12 protein-coding genes are annotated in these 13,920 nt (G+C 50.7%); 2 read left to right on the top strand and 10 right to left on the bottom strand.

The features are described 5' to 3' along the window. Complete coding sequence (locus J0M34_07400; protein ID MBN8544072.1) at positions 1–501, top strand: hypothetical protein; 501 nt, start codon at positions 1–3, stop codon at positions 499–501. After that, positions 498–1,535, top strand: coding sequence for a DNA polymerase III subunit delta (locus tag J0M34_07405; GenBank protein ID MBN8544073.1), 1,038 nt, complete (start codon positions 498–500; stop codon positions 1,533–1,535). The genes J0M34_07400 and J0M34_07405 overlap by 4 nt, the downstream gene beginning before the upstream one ends. On the opposite strand, the gene J0M34_07410 is transcribed toward J0M34_07405, so the two are convergent. The 10 genes from J0M34_07410 to J0M34_07455 are packed head-to-tail and all read right to left on the bottom strand — an operon-like array spanning position 1,532 to position 13,846. Next, positions 1,532–2,734: a hypothetical protein gene (locus tag J0M34_07410; GenBank protein ID MBN8544074.1), complete on the bottom strand. Its 1,203-nt coding sequence runs from the start codon at positions 2,732–2,734 to the stop codon at positions 1,532–1,534. The genes J0M34_07405 and J0M34_07410 overlap by 4 nt on opposite strands. 44 nt (positions 2,735–2,778) lie before the next feature. After that, positions 2,779–3,681 carry a ParB/RepB/Spo0J family partition protein gene (locus J0M34_07415; protein ID MBN8544075.1) on the bottom strand — a complete coding sequence of 301 codons (903 nt, stop codon included), beginning with the start codon at positions 3,679–3,681 and terminating at the stop codon, positions 2,779–2,781. Between the two features lie 12 nt (positions 3,682–3,693). Beyond that, a complete protein-coding gene (locus J0M34_07420; protein MBN8544076.1) occupies positions 3,694–4,482 on the bottom strand; it encodes a ParA family protein in 789 nt (262 codons plus the stop codon). A gap of 8 nt (positions 4,483–4,490) precedes the next feature. Then, on the bottom strand, positions 4,491–5,093 hold the full coding sequence (gene rsmG, locus J0M34_07425; GenBank protein ID MBN8544077.1) for a 16S rRNA (guanine(527)-N(7))-methyltransferase RsmG: 603 nt from the start codon (positions 5,091–5,093) through the stop codon (positions 4,491–4,493). Beyond that, a complete protein-coding gene (gene mnmG, locus J0M34_07430; GenBank protein MBN8544078.1) occupies positions 5,094–6,947 on the bottom strand; it encodes a tRNA uridine-5-carboxymethylaminomethyl(34) synthesis enzyme MnmG in 1,854 nt (617 codons plus the stop codon). 24 nt (positions 6,948–6,971) lie between these two features. Beyond that, positions 6,972–8,279 carry a tRNA uridine-5-carboxymethylaminomethyl(34) synthesis GTPase MnmE gene (gene mnmE, locus J0M34_07435; GenBank protein ID MBN8544079.1) on the bottom strand — a complete coding sequence of 436 codons (1,308 nt, stop codon included), beginning with the start codon at positions 8,277–8,279 and terminating at the stop codon, positions 6,972–6,974. A gap of 38 nt (positions 8,280–8,317) precedes the next feature. Continuing rightward, the gene (locus tag J0M34_07440; GenBank protein ID MBN8544080.1) at positions 8,318–9,913 is read right to left on the bottom strand and encodes an ABC transporter ATP-binding protein; all 1,596 of its coding nucleotides are present in this window, start codon (positions 9,911–9,913) and stop codon (positions 8,318–8,320) included. Continuing rightward, on the bottom strand, positions 9,910–10,947 hold the full coding sequence (locus J0M34_07445; protein ID MBN8544081.1) for an ABC transporter permease: 1,038 nt from the start codon (positions 10,945–10,947) through the stop codon (positions 9,910–9,912). Before J0M34_07445 ends, J0M34_07440 begins: the two co-directional genes overlap by 4 nt. After that, on the bottom strand, positions 10,944–12,044 hold the full coding sequence (yejB, locus tag J0M34_07450; GenBank protein ID MBN8544082.1) for a microcin C ABC transporter permease YejB: 1,101 nt from the start codon (positions 12,042–12,044) through the stop codon (positions 10,944–10,946). The genes J0M34_07445 and yejB overlap by 4 nt, the downstream gene beginning before the upstream one ends. Further along, complete coding sequence (locus J0M34_07455; GenBank protein ID MBN8544083.1) at positions 12,041–13,846, bottom strand: ABC transporter substrate-binding protein; 1,806 nt, start codon at positions 13,844–13,846, stop codon at positions 12,041–12,043. Before J0M34_07455 ends, yejB begins: the two co-directional genes overlap by 4 nt. Positions 13,847–13,920: the final 74 nt, after the last annotated feature.

Genomic DNA, 13,920 nt, shown 5'->3' on the forward strand with positions numbered 1-13,920 from the left:
ATGAAACATGTTCTGATGAGTATTGCGCTTCTGGCGCTAACTGCTTGTGGTTTTGAGCCGATGCATAGTCGCGACTATCAAGCACGCGGCGCTGGCACAGTTCTCGCGGCGATTGAAATTAAAACGCCTGGTGGCATTTTGGGCGAATTACTGCGTGCAGAAATTGAAGATGCGGTCAATCCAGACTATCGCGTGATGGCGCCTGCCTATGTTCTTAACATCACCTATGTTGAGACGGACTACCCATTATTCATCAATCCTGATGGTACATCGGAACGCGGCGAAATGCGTTATGATAGTGACTACACCCTCACCCGCTTGTCGGACAATGCGGTGATTCACACGGGCAAATTACGCCGTGTGGGAAGTTACAATAGTTCGCAAACTGCAGACTATGCGGCCTATGTTTCGAAAGAAGATGCGAAGAAGCGCGCTATTATCGAAATGGCGCAGGATTACAAACTACGCTTGGCCAATCTCAGTGCGAAGTTAGCGCCATGAAAATCTCTCCACGCGAGCTGGATGGGTATCTCAAGCACCCACAAAAATCATCGGCGGCGCTGATTTATGGAAGCGATGCAGGGCAAGTCCGCCAACGTACGCGTGAGCTTACGGAGGGTTGGCAAGGGAAAGACCAAGACCCGCTATCGCGTATCGAATTTGCCCCAGAACACCTCAAGGATGACCCTGCCCGACTTGCGGATGAGCTGGCCTCGATGAGTCTGATGGGCGGGCGTCGAGTGGTGACGATACGAGAAGCGTCGGACGCGATTTTACCAATCGTGCAAGATGCGTTGGGTCTACGTTCGCACGATAATTTTCTGATTTTGCAAGTGACCGAAGGATTGGGGCGTGACTCGAAGCTGCGCGCCTGGGCCGAGAAGATGCCAGACATCGCCTGTATCGCCATCTACAAGGATGAGGGTGGGCAGCTTGATCAATTTTTGCGCGACACATTGCGAGGATTCGGTCTACGCGCCAGCTCGGATGTCGTGTCGTATCTGGCAACGCAATTGGGTGGCGATCGTCAGATCATGCTCAATGAATTGGAAAAGCTTTCGCTCTATGTCGGTGACGAGGCCGAACATGTATCGCTGGAAGACGCAATGGCGGTGATTGGCGAAAATAATGATAAATCACTCGAAGATTTGGCCAAGGCGATTGCGGCAGGTGATACGGTGTCCCTATGCAAGCTAACGGATAGGTTGTTGGCCGAAGGGCACATGGGCGTGGTATTGGTGCGTGCTGTGATGCGCTATTTTGATACGCTGGAGAAAATCGCTGCCTTGAGGCGCGATGGTCTAAGTATCGAACTGGCGATTGAAAAGCTCTATGGCAAGATTGCTTTCAAGATTGTTCCCGCCATGAAGCCTCACGCGTTGCGCTGGGGTTCCAATCGTATTGCAGATGCTCTGGCAGTGCTGCAACGCCTAGAATTGGATTCTAAGCGTCATGCAGAGCAATCACGCATGCGGTTGGCTAGTGGATTCATGGAAATCGCGAGTTTCGCTTCTACGGGCAAAAAAGCGGCCTAACGTGGCGTTAACGAGCCGCTAGTTTCTGAAGGGTCAAAATTCCGATGGGCGGAACCGTTAACAATGGTACGCGTGTGCTTACCTTTGACGTCTTCGCCAAGCTTACCCGTTCCGTGAATCACCCTGCGATCATTGTACACTAGCATCTCGCCATTATCGAGCACGAGTCCATCGACCGTTTTCATCTCGGTACGCGCCTCTTGCATGGCATGGGCTAATCTATCGAAGAAGTGACACGCTTGGGGGCTATGTTCTTTTACCACGAATGCTTGCCACCTATCCCAAACAGTACCCTTCTCTCTTACGGCGAGTTTTTCTAGTACATTTGCAAAATGGTTCACGAAAAGTTGGTTCTGTGAATCTTTCAGCAACATGGGCTGTGCTCGGCTACCTTTCACATCGCCATGGACGATGTCAATTGTTGGCGCAGGCCATATGGGCTTGCATAATGTGTCAATGATGAGCTCACGCACAGCGTCATGCGTTGGTGCTTCACCACATTGTTCTGTGAGAAAGCGGGAGCAGCTTTCATCTGCCATGATGCTGGTTGTTACATGGTCTACAAACTCATCAATCGTGAAGATATTGGTAGATAGATTTGCATCCCCCTTGCCGCGCGATGCCAAGAATCGCAGCATGTAATTGGGTTTGTATAGAAAGCCTGTTGCATCGTTGCCTTTTTTGTATTCGCCATCGATATGCAAGGGTTGCGCCGCGTGATGTCGCAAGCGTTTGCCGCTTACCGCAATTTTGTCGGCCTTCAAATAGCGCGGATAGCCTTCCGCATCTGTTTGCTCGCCTGTACGTGCTGTATTGGTAAGCGTGCCAAAAAAATATGGCAGCGCCATTGTCAGTAGCGAAAGGCGTTTATCTTCGGGTAAGCCCTTAATGACGAGTGCGCCCTGTCCGTCGTTAGCTATCACTTCTATCATCGATAGAAAATCGGAGGCCTGTTCCTGCTCTTCGTCGGTTGGGGCAGATAAGCCAAATCGCGCGTAATCTGGCACGGCATTCGGATTTTCTGTACCCAACGCGGCTTCAAGGGCTTCACATACAGTTTTGCTTCCCTTAATAACCGCCATTTTATTCACGAGCGGATAATTCCACTCCTGATAACGAATCGCGTCTGATGCGTGTTGTAGAGCGGTTTCTAGGCGCGCTTTTAACTCGGGTTTCAAATGATATTCGGTAGGTTGCATCTAAGCAATCTACAGCATTATCATGACGTTATGATGACAAAGCCTTAAATGCTACCACCAAGACGGCGCAGCACTTCATCGAGCTCTGTCAATGAGTTATAGGAAATCGTCACTTCCCCTGCCTTGCCGCTACGGGTGTTAATGCTAACGCCCAAGCCTAGGTTGTCGGAGAGCATACGTTCCAACTGCAAAATATCATCGCTTTTGTCCGCGCTTCTTGGTGACGCAGATTTAGGGTTGCTTGCCGGGCGATGAGATTCTTTGGTTTGTACGGGCGCATCGCCACGTACCAAGTTTTCCGTCTCACGTACGGAAAGTTGTTTTGAGACGATATCACGGGCGATTTTTTCTGCCCCTTCAACGCCAATCAAGGCGCGGGCATGACCCATGGTCAAATCACCTGTTTCCACGTATTTTTTGACGCCTTCTGGCAGGCTCAGCAGTCGCAGCAGGTTCGCCACGTGCGAGCGGCTTTTGCCAACGATGCTGGAGAGTTTGTCTTGCGTGTATTTGAATTCATCCATCAGGCGTTGATAGCCAGTGGCTTCTTCAAGTGGGTTCAAATCCTGACGTTGAATGTTTTCAACGAGCGCCAGCTCGAGCGCCTGTTGATCATTCACATCGTCGCGAATTAATACGGGAACGCTTTTGAGCTTTGCATGCTTAGCGGCGCGGAAACGACGTTCGCCCGCGATGATTTCGTATTTACCACCAGCAATCGAGCGCACCAAAATTGGCTGCATGATGCCGTTCTTTTCAATCGAAACGGTAAGCTCTGCGAGCGCCTCTACATCGAATTCGCGGCGGGGTTGATATTTGCCCGCAACGAGCTTATCAAGTGGCAATGTTGCGACTGCATTATCGTTGGCTTGCGCGGTTGAGTATTCCTCGCTCATCAAGGCAGAAAGCCCTTTGCCGAGACCTTTTTTTGCAGTTGCTGTTGCCATGCCCTACTCCTTTTATGCTGCTAATTGTTCCGCGAATTTACGTTCGCGTTGGATAACTTCGCGTGCGAGTTTCAGATATGCCTGCGACCCAGGGCATTTGAGGTCATAGACCAATGCCGGCTTGCCGTGACTTGGGGCTTCAGACATTCTCACATTGCGCGGAATTACCGTGCGATACACATCGGTGCCGAGGAAGCTGCGCACGTCTTGCTCAATCTGTTCGGTGAGCTTGTTACGGCGGTCATACATGGTCAGCACCACGCCATGCACACTCAGTGTGGGATTTAATTTGGTCTGGATTAATCGAATCGTCTTGAGTAGGTGGCTCAAGCCCTCAAGCGCGTAGAATTCGCATTGTAGTGGAATAAGCACAGAGGCCGATGCGGTGAGCGCGTTGATGGTGAGAAGCCCAAGGCTTGGCGGGCAATCGATAATCACGTAATCCCAGTGATTCGGCATATCTTTAAGCGCATTTTTAAGTTGGTATTCACGCGCACTCATATTCACCAATTCAATCTCTGCACCGCTCAAGTCAATGGTCGCAGGGGCGATGGAAAGGCGTGGAATGATGGTTTTAACGGCTGCTTGCTCGAGCGACGATTCGCCAATAAGCACTTGATAAGACGTATGAATTCGTTGTGCTGACGGAATGCCGAGGCCGGTTGAGGCGTTGCCTTGCGGGTCTAAGTCGATCAACAAGACTTCCTTACCGCAGGCGGCGAGTGCCGTTGCCATATTGACAGCCGTGGTGGTTTTGCCCACCCCACCCTTTTGGTTCACTACCGAAATTATTCTTGTCATACAGGTACTTATTTTCTTTTGATCTTCGAAATGGTGAGAATCACCGCGTCTGATTGTGTGAGGCTTGGGGTCGCTTGGTAGTCAAAATTCCAGTTACCTTGTGCCTCGGCTATCTCAATAGCGTATGTTTTGCCTTTTGGAAAGAAACAAATAGAATTTTCCATAATCATGCTTTCGCATAACGTAAGCAATCCATCTATAGAAGATAGGGCACGAGCCATTATTACATTATATTTTGCCTGTGAATTTCGCGCATCCGAATTCGATAATGTTACATGTGAAAATTCACAAATTCGGATAGCTTCGGCCAAAAAAGCACATTTACGCTGGTCGCGTTCGATGAGGGTGATGGGAATGGAAAGTTGACTAGCTATGACCAACCCAGGTAGACCTGCCCCGCTCCCTAAATCGACGATGGAAGTTGCGTCTTTGGGGATGAGCGGTACGATCTGGAGGGAGTCTTTGATGTGTCTTTCCCAGATTTCGGACTCTGTTGAAGGCCCAATCAGGTTGATTTTTTGGTTCCACTTCAAAAGAAGCTGGACGTACTTCTCCAATGTTTCACGTGAAACACTGGCTGCGCCAGAGGCGGTTTGTTTTTGGCCATCCATCTAGGCTGCTCGACCGCGGCGCATATAGGCCATGAGGGCGCCAATGGCGGCGGGTGTCATGCCCTGAATGCGGCTGGCAGCGCCGAACGTAGCAGGTTTTGTTTTTTTCAATTTATCCCGCAATTCGTTGGATAGAGAGCCTACCGAGTCATAGTCAAAATCATCTGGAATTTTGAGATTTTCCTCTTGTTTGAAGAGGTCGATATCGGCCTGTTGGCGTTCCAGATAGCTTTTGTAAAGCGCCTCGATTTCCACCTGCTCACGAATGTCCGAACGCCATTCACGAATCTCTGGCCAGATAGGTGCAATATCGTCAAAACCAATATTAGGGTAAGACAGTAAATCCAGAATCGAACGACGCGCGCCATCCTGATTCAAAGCCAAATCATATTCTTTGGCTTCGTTGGGGCTGATGTTGAATCGTTTTGCCTGAGTGATGGCATCATCCAGTAGCTGTTTCTTGAGTTCGAATGCTTCGCGGCGTGCGCGGCCGACACATCCAATGGCAATGCCCCTACCCGTCAAACGTATGTCGGCATTGTCAGGTCTTAGGGACAGTCTATACTCCGACCGTGAGGTGAACATACGGTATGGCTCTTTGGTGCCGTGGGTAATGAGGTCGTCAATCATCACGCCAATGTAGGCCTCTGACCTATCAATCACGAAAGGCTCGGCGCCTTGTGATGCCAATGCGGCATTTAGACCTGCCACAATACCCTGCCCACCCGCTTCTTCATAGCCTGTGGTGCCGTTGATTTGCCCTGCTAGGTATAGACCCTTCAGCTTCTTGGTCTCAAGCGTTGGTTTCAGTTCACGTGGGTCGACATAGTCATATTCAATAGCGTAGCCAGGGCGAATGATGGTGACATTCTCAAGACCTGGAATCGACTTGATGAGGTCATGTTGAACCTCTTCCGGAAGCGATGTTGAGATGCCGTTTGGATAAACCGTGTCGTCATCCAGACCTTCGGGTTCCAAGAAAATCTGGTGGCGTTCGCGATCGGCAAAACGCACGACTTTATCTTCAATCGATGGGCAATAACGCGGGCCCGTTGATTCGATTTGCCCTGAATACATTGGCGAACGATGGAGATTATCGCGGATGACTTGGTGGGTCTTGGATGTGGTATGGGTAATGTAACAGGTGATTTGGGGAACGGTGACTTTGTCCGTCATGTAGGAGAATGGGACAGGTGGATTGTCACCGGGTTGCGGAGTGCAGACCGACCAATCAATGGTACGACCATCAAGACGAGCAGGGGTTCCGGTCTTCAAGCGACCCATCATCAGGTTCAGGCTATGGAGGGTATCCGATAGGCCGATAGAAGGGGCTTCGCCCACGCGACCGGCAGGGGTTTTCTTTTCGCCGCAATGGATAAGGCCACGAAGGAAGGTGCCGGTTGTAAGTACAACTTTAGGGGCAGGGTAGCTGGTGCCAGAAGCGCCAATCACGCCCTTGATTGCACTGTCTTCGATCATCAGATCCTCTGCCGCATCTTCGATGATGGTGAGGTTCTCATATTCCTTTAAGATAGCCTGAACAGCCTCGCGATAGAGCTTACGATCGGCCTGAGCGCGGGGGCCACGAACGGCAGGGCCCTTCGATGCATTGAGCATTTTATAGTGGATGCCGCCTCGGTCAATGGCGCGCCCCATGACACCATCCAGCGCATCGATTTCGCGAACGAGGGTGCCTTTCGCAATACCACCAATGGCAGGGTTGCAGGACATTTCACCAATAGTATGTGCCTTGTGGGTGAGTAGGGCGGTACGAGCCCCCAGACGTGCCGATGCCGCCGCCGCTTCCGTACCTGCGTGGCCACCGCCAATGACAATGACATCAAATTGTTTCACGTGAAACACCTTCACCTATTACATTCACTTCCCGATACAAAAGGTCGAAAAGACGACGTCCAATACATCTTCGACATCGATTTTTCCAGTGATTTTACCTAGGGCGTGAGCGGCGATTCGTAATTCTTCGCATTGGAGTTCTAAGGGAGTGTCGGACGAGAACCGACCCAGCGCATCGAGAGCTCTTTGTAACGCTTCACGATGACGGGCGCGGGTGATGAGCGGGGAAGGGGACGAACCCATTTCATGAAGAACCCTGCTTTTAACGGCCTCAATCAGCTCCTGAATACCTTCCCCTGTTTTGGTGGATATGGATAGGGCATTTTCGGGAGCTTTTCCGACATCATTTTTGGTATAGATAATGAGGGTGTTTGTATCATCATCATGAACAAAATCATTATGTGATTCCGATCTCGTAATGGAATCAATCAGCAGCAATTTTAGCTCGGCGGATTTCGCGCGATTTTTGGCGCGTAAAACCCCCTCTTTTTCGATGGAATCGGACGTTTCGCGAAGCCCTGCCGTGTCAATCAATGTCACGGGGTAGCCGTTAATGTCCAAATGCACCTCGATCATGTCACGTGTGGTGCCTGCGACTTCTGATACTATGGCGACATCGCGCCGCGCCAGCGTATTGAGGAGGGATGATTTACCTGCATTGGGCGCGCCTAAAATAACTACCTCAATCCCTTGGCGGATTTTTTCGCCAATATGATTATCATCGAGCATCGCGCGGAGATTGGCTCTGAGAGCCTCTATGCGCGTATTCACATCTGCCAATACAGCCTCTGGAATTTCTTCGTCGGGGAAATCGATATAGGCTTCCAGTAAGGCGAGGGGATGCAGAACCGATTGGCGAAGTTCTTCAAACAACGCGCTGTTTTGCCCAGCAAATTGGCGCATGGCTTGGGTGTGTTGGGCGGTGGTTTCTGCATCAATCAGGTCTGCCAAACCTTCGGCTTGTGCCAAGTCCAACTTCCCATTCAGGAAAGCGCGTTTAGAAAATTCGCCTGCATCGGCAACACGCAGCGCCTTGTTTTTGGAAAGAGCCTCTAAAACGGCCTTTATAATCGCACGGCTGCCATGGGTGTGCAGTTCAATCACATCTTCGCCCGTGAAGCTGTGAGGGGCCTTAAAATAGATGCCTAGGGCATCGTCTAATATCGTGTTGCCATCTTTGAGTGTGAGGCGTGTTGCCATACGCGGTTTCGGCACTTCACACCCTAACGATGATAAACATGTCGGCGCTGCCGACCCGCTAATACGAATAATCGCCACGCCGGATTTACCGGGCGGAGTTGCGAGTGCATAGATGGTATCGGCGGTTTTCATGGAGGCAGCACTAGGCCGAAGCGGGCGCTAATGCAATCCTAAAGCTGTTCACCAAATGCAGCGTGCATGAGGGATTTGGTGTATTCGTGCTGCGGATTGTCGAAAATTTCGGCGGTCTTGCCTTGCTCGCAGACCAGCCCCTTTTTCAGCACGAAAATATAGTGCGCCATGGCTTTGATGACGCGCAAATCGTGGCTGATGAGGATATAGGCCACTTGGTGGCTGGCTTGTAAATCCTTGAGCAGGTCGAGCACTTGGCCTTGTACCGACATGTCCAGCGCGCTGGTAGGCTCGTCGAGCACGACAAGTTTTGGTTTTAGAATCATGGCGCGCGCAATCGCGATGCGTTGGCGCTGACCGCCCGAAAATTCGTGAGGGTAGCGCGCTTTCATCGCCCCCGTGAGGCCAACGCGCTCCAACATGGTATCCACGAGGCGCTCATTCTCAGCTCGTGATTGCTTGGGGAAGTGAATCTCCAAACCTTCGGCGATGATGTCGCGCACGGTCATGCGCGGATTCAAGCTCGCGTAGGGATCTTGGAATACAAGCTGCATGTCTTTGCGCATGGGGCGGATTTGTTTGGTGGTGAGGTCGTCGATGCGATTACCCAAGAACACCACTTCGCCTTCCGCCGGAATCATTTTAAGTACGCCATAGCCTAGTGATGATTTGCCCGAACCGGATTCACCAACGATACCGACCGTTTCGCCCGCACGAATGAAAAGCGGCAGATTTTCGACGGCATTCACATAGCCTTTGGTGCGACGTAATATCGCCGATTTAATGGGGTAGCGTACGCTAAGACCTTCGGTGCGCAAGACGTCCGTCGCGGGGCGGGGGATGGGCACGGCGGAGCCACTCGGCATCGCCGCTAGCAGCATTTTCGTGTATTCGTGCTGCGGATTATCGAACACGTCTTTGGTTTTGCCCGTTTCGACAATCTTACCCTCGCGCATAACGGCGACACGATCAGCGACTTTACGTACCACCGTCAAATCATGGGTGATAAGCAACACGCCCATATTGCGTTCAATCTGCAACTTCTTGAGCAGCTTCAGAATCTGCACTTGTAACGTGACATCGAGTGCGGTGGTGGGTTCATCGGCGATCAATAAATCAGGGTCGTTGGCGATGGCCATACCAATCATGACGCGCTGGCGTTCGCCGCCAGAGAGCTCATGCGGATACATGTTTTTGCGACCAATGAAATGCGGCAGACCCACTGCTTCGAATAGCTCGCGGATTTTTTGCTGCGCGCTTTCACCTTTGGTTTGGTGGTGCCATTTGTAGGACTCCACCAATTGCCGCTCAATCGGGTGTAGTGGGTTAAGCGCCGTCATCGGCTCTTGGAAAATCATACCGACACGATTGCCGCGTAATTCTTGGATGCGTTTCCATGATGCGTCGTGCAACGCTTCGTCGTTAAAGAAAATCTCACCTTTGGGGATGCGCGATTCTTTTGCGAGCAGGCGCATAATTGACAGCGCCGTAAGTGATTTGCCCGAACCCGATTCACCAACGAGCGCCAGTAATTCACCTTTCTCAATGGTGAGCGATATACCAGAAACCGCTTCGCGGTAACGGTCGCCATCGCCAAAACCAATATGCAAATCTTTGATGGAGAGCAGCGTCATTTGCGTTCTCCCGTAAAGATTTTGCGAGGGTTAAATGCATCACGCACCGCTTCGCCGATAAACAATGTCAACGAAAGGGTGAAGGCGAGTACGAAGAATCCCGTAATACCAAGCCATGGTGATTGCGGATTATTTTTACCTTGCTGCAGCAATTCACCAAGCGACGCAGAGCCTGAAGGCAACCCAAAGCCCAGAAAATCCAGCGATGCGAGGGTGCCAATCGCACCAACCACCATGAAAGGTACGAAGGTGAATACGGATACGAGCGCATTGGGTAATACGTGGCGTACCATGATTGTAAGTTCGGGTACGCCAAGCGCGCGTGCGGCGCGTACATAATCGAAATTACGGGCGCGAAGGAATTCGGCGCGCACCACATCGACGAGTGCCATCCACTTGAAAAATAGCATGAGCAGCAAAATCCACCAGAAACTCGGCACCACCATGGAAGATAAGATAATCAGCAAAAAGAGCACGGGAATGCCTTGCCACATTTCAATGAAACGCTGCAAAAACAAGTCGAGCAACCCGCCGAAATAGCCCTGTACTGCGCCAAGCGCTACACCAATCACGCTTGAGAGCGACACCAGAATGAGCGCAAATAACATCGAGGTGCGGAAGCCGTAAATGATGCGCGCAAAGACATCACGCGCTTGATCGTCGGTGCCGAGCAAGTTGGTGGTGCTGGGTGGGGCAGGGGCGCGATTGATGTTGAAATTGATGCTGGAATAATCATAGGGAATGAGCGGACGAATCATCCAACCATGCTGATTAATTTCGTGGATGGTCCATGGGTCGCCATAATCGGCTTCGGTTTCGAGCGCGCCCCCAAAGGTTTCATTCTCTGTATATTCGACGAAGATGGGGAATAGATAATCGCCCTTATATTTGATGAGGATCGGGCGGTCATTAGCAATGCATTCCGCGAATAAGCTAATGATGAAAAGACTCAGCAGAATCCAGAAGGAAATATAGCCACGACGATTGGATTTGAACGTATCCCAACGGCGGCGTGTGATGGGGTTAATACTCATGCGCCCCTCCGCTCGAAGTCGATGCGCGGGTCAACCAGCATATAGGTGATGTCGCCCAAGATTTTGAAAACCAGACCAATTAAAGTGAAGATGAAAAGTGTGCCAAACATCACGGGATAGTCGCGGGTGAGGGCGGCTTCGAAACCCAGCAAACCCAAGCCATCGAGCGAGAAAATCACCTCAATCAGCAATGAACTGGTGAAGAGAATCGCAATCAGCGCGGAGGGAATTCCTGCGATCACGATCAACATCGCGTTGCGAAATACGTGGCGATATAGCACGCGGCTTTCGGGTAGACCTTTGGCGCGTGCGGTCATCACGTAGTGCTTGGAAATTTCTTCGATGAAACTGTTTTTGGTGAGCAAGGTGAGGGAGGCAAAACCACCAATCACCATGGAGATGACGGGCAGGGTAATGTGCCAGAAATAATCGATCACTTTGCCTGCTAAACTCAAGGATTCCCAATTATCAGAGGTGATGCCGCGTAGCGGGAAGATTTGCCAATAGCTGCCGCCCGCGAATAAAATAAGCAGCAGAATTGCGAATAAGAATCCAGGTATCGCTTGGCCAATGACTACAAGCGCGCTGGAATAAATATCGAAGCGCGAACCGTCTTTTACGGCTTTGCGAATACCAAGCGGAATAGAGACGAGATAGACGAGTAGCGTGGTCCAAAGCCCCAGCGAAATGGAAACCGGAAGCTTGTCGAGAATCAAGCCGATCACGGGTTCGTCACGGAAGAAACTATCACCAAAATCAAAGGTGATATAATCGCCAACCATTTGCAGGAAACGCTCATATGCGAGTTTGTCAAAGCCATATTGTGCTTTGAGTTCTTCCAGCAATTCGGGGTCGATTCCTTGCGCGCCACGATAGTTGCTCTGGCCTTGCAGCGCTGCTTGTTGCGCACCAAAATCGGTGGTGACACCACCCACACGGGATGCGCCCGCACTATGCAAATTGCCTTGAGTAAGCTGTGCGACCATTTGCTCGACAGGGCCACCAGGTGCTGCCTGAATAATGACGAAGTTAATCAGCAAAATACCGATCAAGGTGGGGATGATAAGCCCTAATCTGCGCAGGATATACGCGATCATCGCACGCCTGCCTTGATCTCAGCAGCAGGCAACATCCACCATGTATCAACGGCGGTGTTGTAGCTTGGCTGTATTTTGGGTTTGCCAAATTTATTCCAATGTACTTGGCGCCATGCGCTTAAGTGCCAGTGAGGAATGACGTAGTGATTCCATAGCAACACGCGATCGAGCGCGCGGGCTGCTGGGCGCAAAGTTTCAAGCGATTGCGCGCGCAGAATTTTATTCACTAATTCATCGACGACTGGGTTTTTAATGCCGCCAAGATTCTGGCTTCCTTCCACATCCGCTTGTGAGGAGTGCCAATAGGTATATTGCTCGGTCGAGGGGTAGAAGAGCCCCAAATTCCACCAGATGGAAACCATATCAAAATCGCGCTTGTCGATGCGGCGTTGGTATTGCGAGGCATCGACATAACGGAAGGTGGAATCAATACCCAAGCGCCGCAAATTTTTACGCATGATGGATACGACGCGCTCGAAGGTGCGTTGAGTCATCAGAAACTCAATGGTCAATGGCTCGCCCGTTTTTGCATGGACACGTTTGCCGTTGCGCAACACCCAGCCCGCATCCTCCAGCAAGGATTGAGCTTTGATCAGATTGTTACGATCATAGCCAGAACCGTCTGTATGCGGCACAGTGAATGGTTTCTCGAAAAGGGCAGGGGAAAGCTCGCTTTTATGTGGCATGAGCAATGCCAATTCGTCGCCCTCTGGCAGACCCGTAGCTTGGAACTCCGTATTCTGGAAGAAGGAGCTGGAGCGGTCATAAGCACTATAGAACAAGGTCTTGTTCATCCACTCATAGTCCATGGTCAGGCCAATAGCCTCACGCACGCGTGGGTCAGAAAATTTATCGCGGCGGATGTTAAATAAGAATGCCTGCATGCCGCGCGGGATTTTATTGGGGATTTTGAGCTTGAGTAAATCACCACGTTTCACCGCATCGATATTGTAGGCGGTAGCCCAGTTGCGGGCGATATATTCTTCGTAATAATCGAACTGCCCAGACTTGATGCCTTCAAGCGCTACGACATCGTCGCGGTAAATGTCGAAACGAATTTTGTCGAAATTGTAAAAGCCTTTTTGTGTTGGCAGATTACTTGCCCAATAGTTTTTTACGCGCTCATAGACAATGCTGCGTCCTGCTTCGACTTTGGTAATTTCATAAGGACCAGAACCCAGAGGTGGCACGAGCGTGGTTTTGTTGAAGGCTACTTTTTCGTAATAATGTTTAGGTAAAATTGGCATGGCTGCGGCAATAAGCGGCAATTCGAGGTGCTCGACATCATCAAAATGGAAACGCACGCGATATGTGCCTAGCGCCTCGACCTTGCTGATAGGTTTATACATGACGCGGTAAACGGGGTGGCCGTCATTTTTAAGCGTATCAAAACTGAACACCACGTCTTGGGCGGTGATGGGAACGCCATCATTCCAGCGTGCCTTACGATTAATGGTGAAATCAGCGTAGCTACGGTCTTTGGCAACCTCCACCGATGTTGCAATCAGTGCATAGTAGGTTTGTGGCTCGTCGTAAGACGGCATCATGAGTGATTGGAATAAATAGGTCGCGACACCAGGTGCCGAAACACCTTTCAAGATATAAGGATTGAGCGAATCAAAATTTCCTGTGGAGGAAAGTTTAAGCGTGCCGCACTTGGGTGCCTTAGGATTAACATATTCAAAATGCGAAAATCCTGCCGAATATTTTGGCGCGCCATACAGAGTGATGGCGTGCTGCGGCGCCGCCAATGATGGCACGCTCGCTAGAATGAGACTAAAACAACACAACCAAAAACGCATGAGTTTATGCTAAGACACGCAGGCAGCATATGCTAGCACACAGGCTTGTGCTGCTGCGAATCACAACCGAATTG

The organism is Alphaproteobacteria bacterium (genome assembly GCA_017302575.1).
Taxonomy (GTDB): Bacteria; Pseudomonadota; Alphaproteobacteria; order Rickettsiales; family UBA3002; genus JAFLDD01.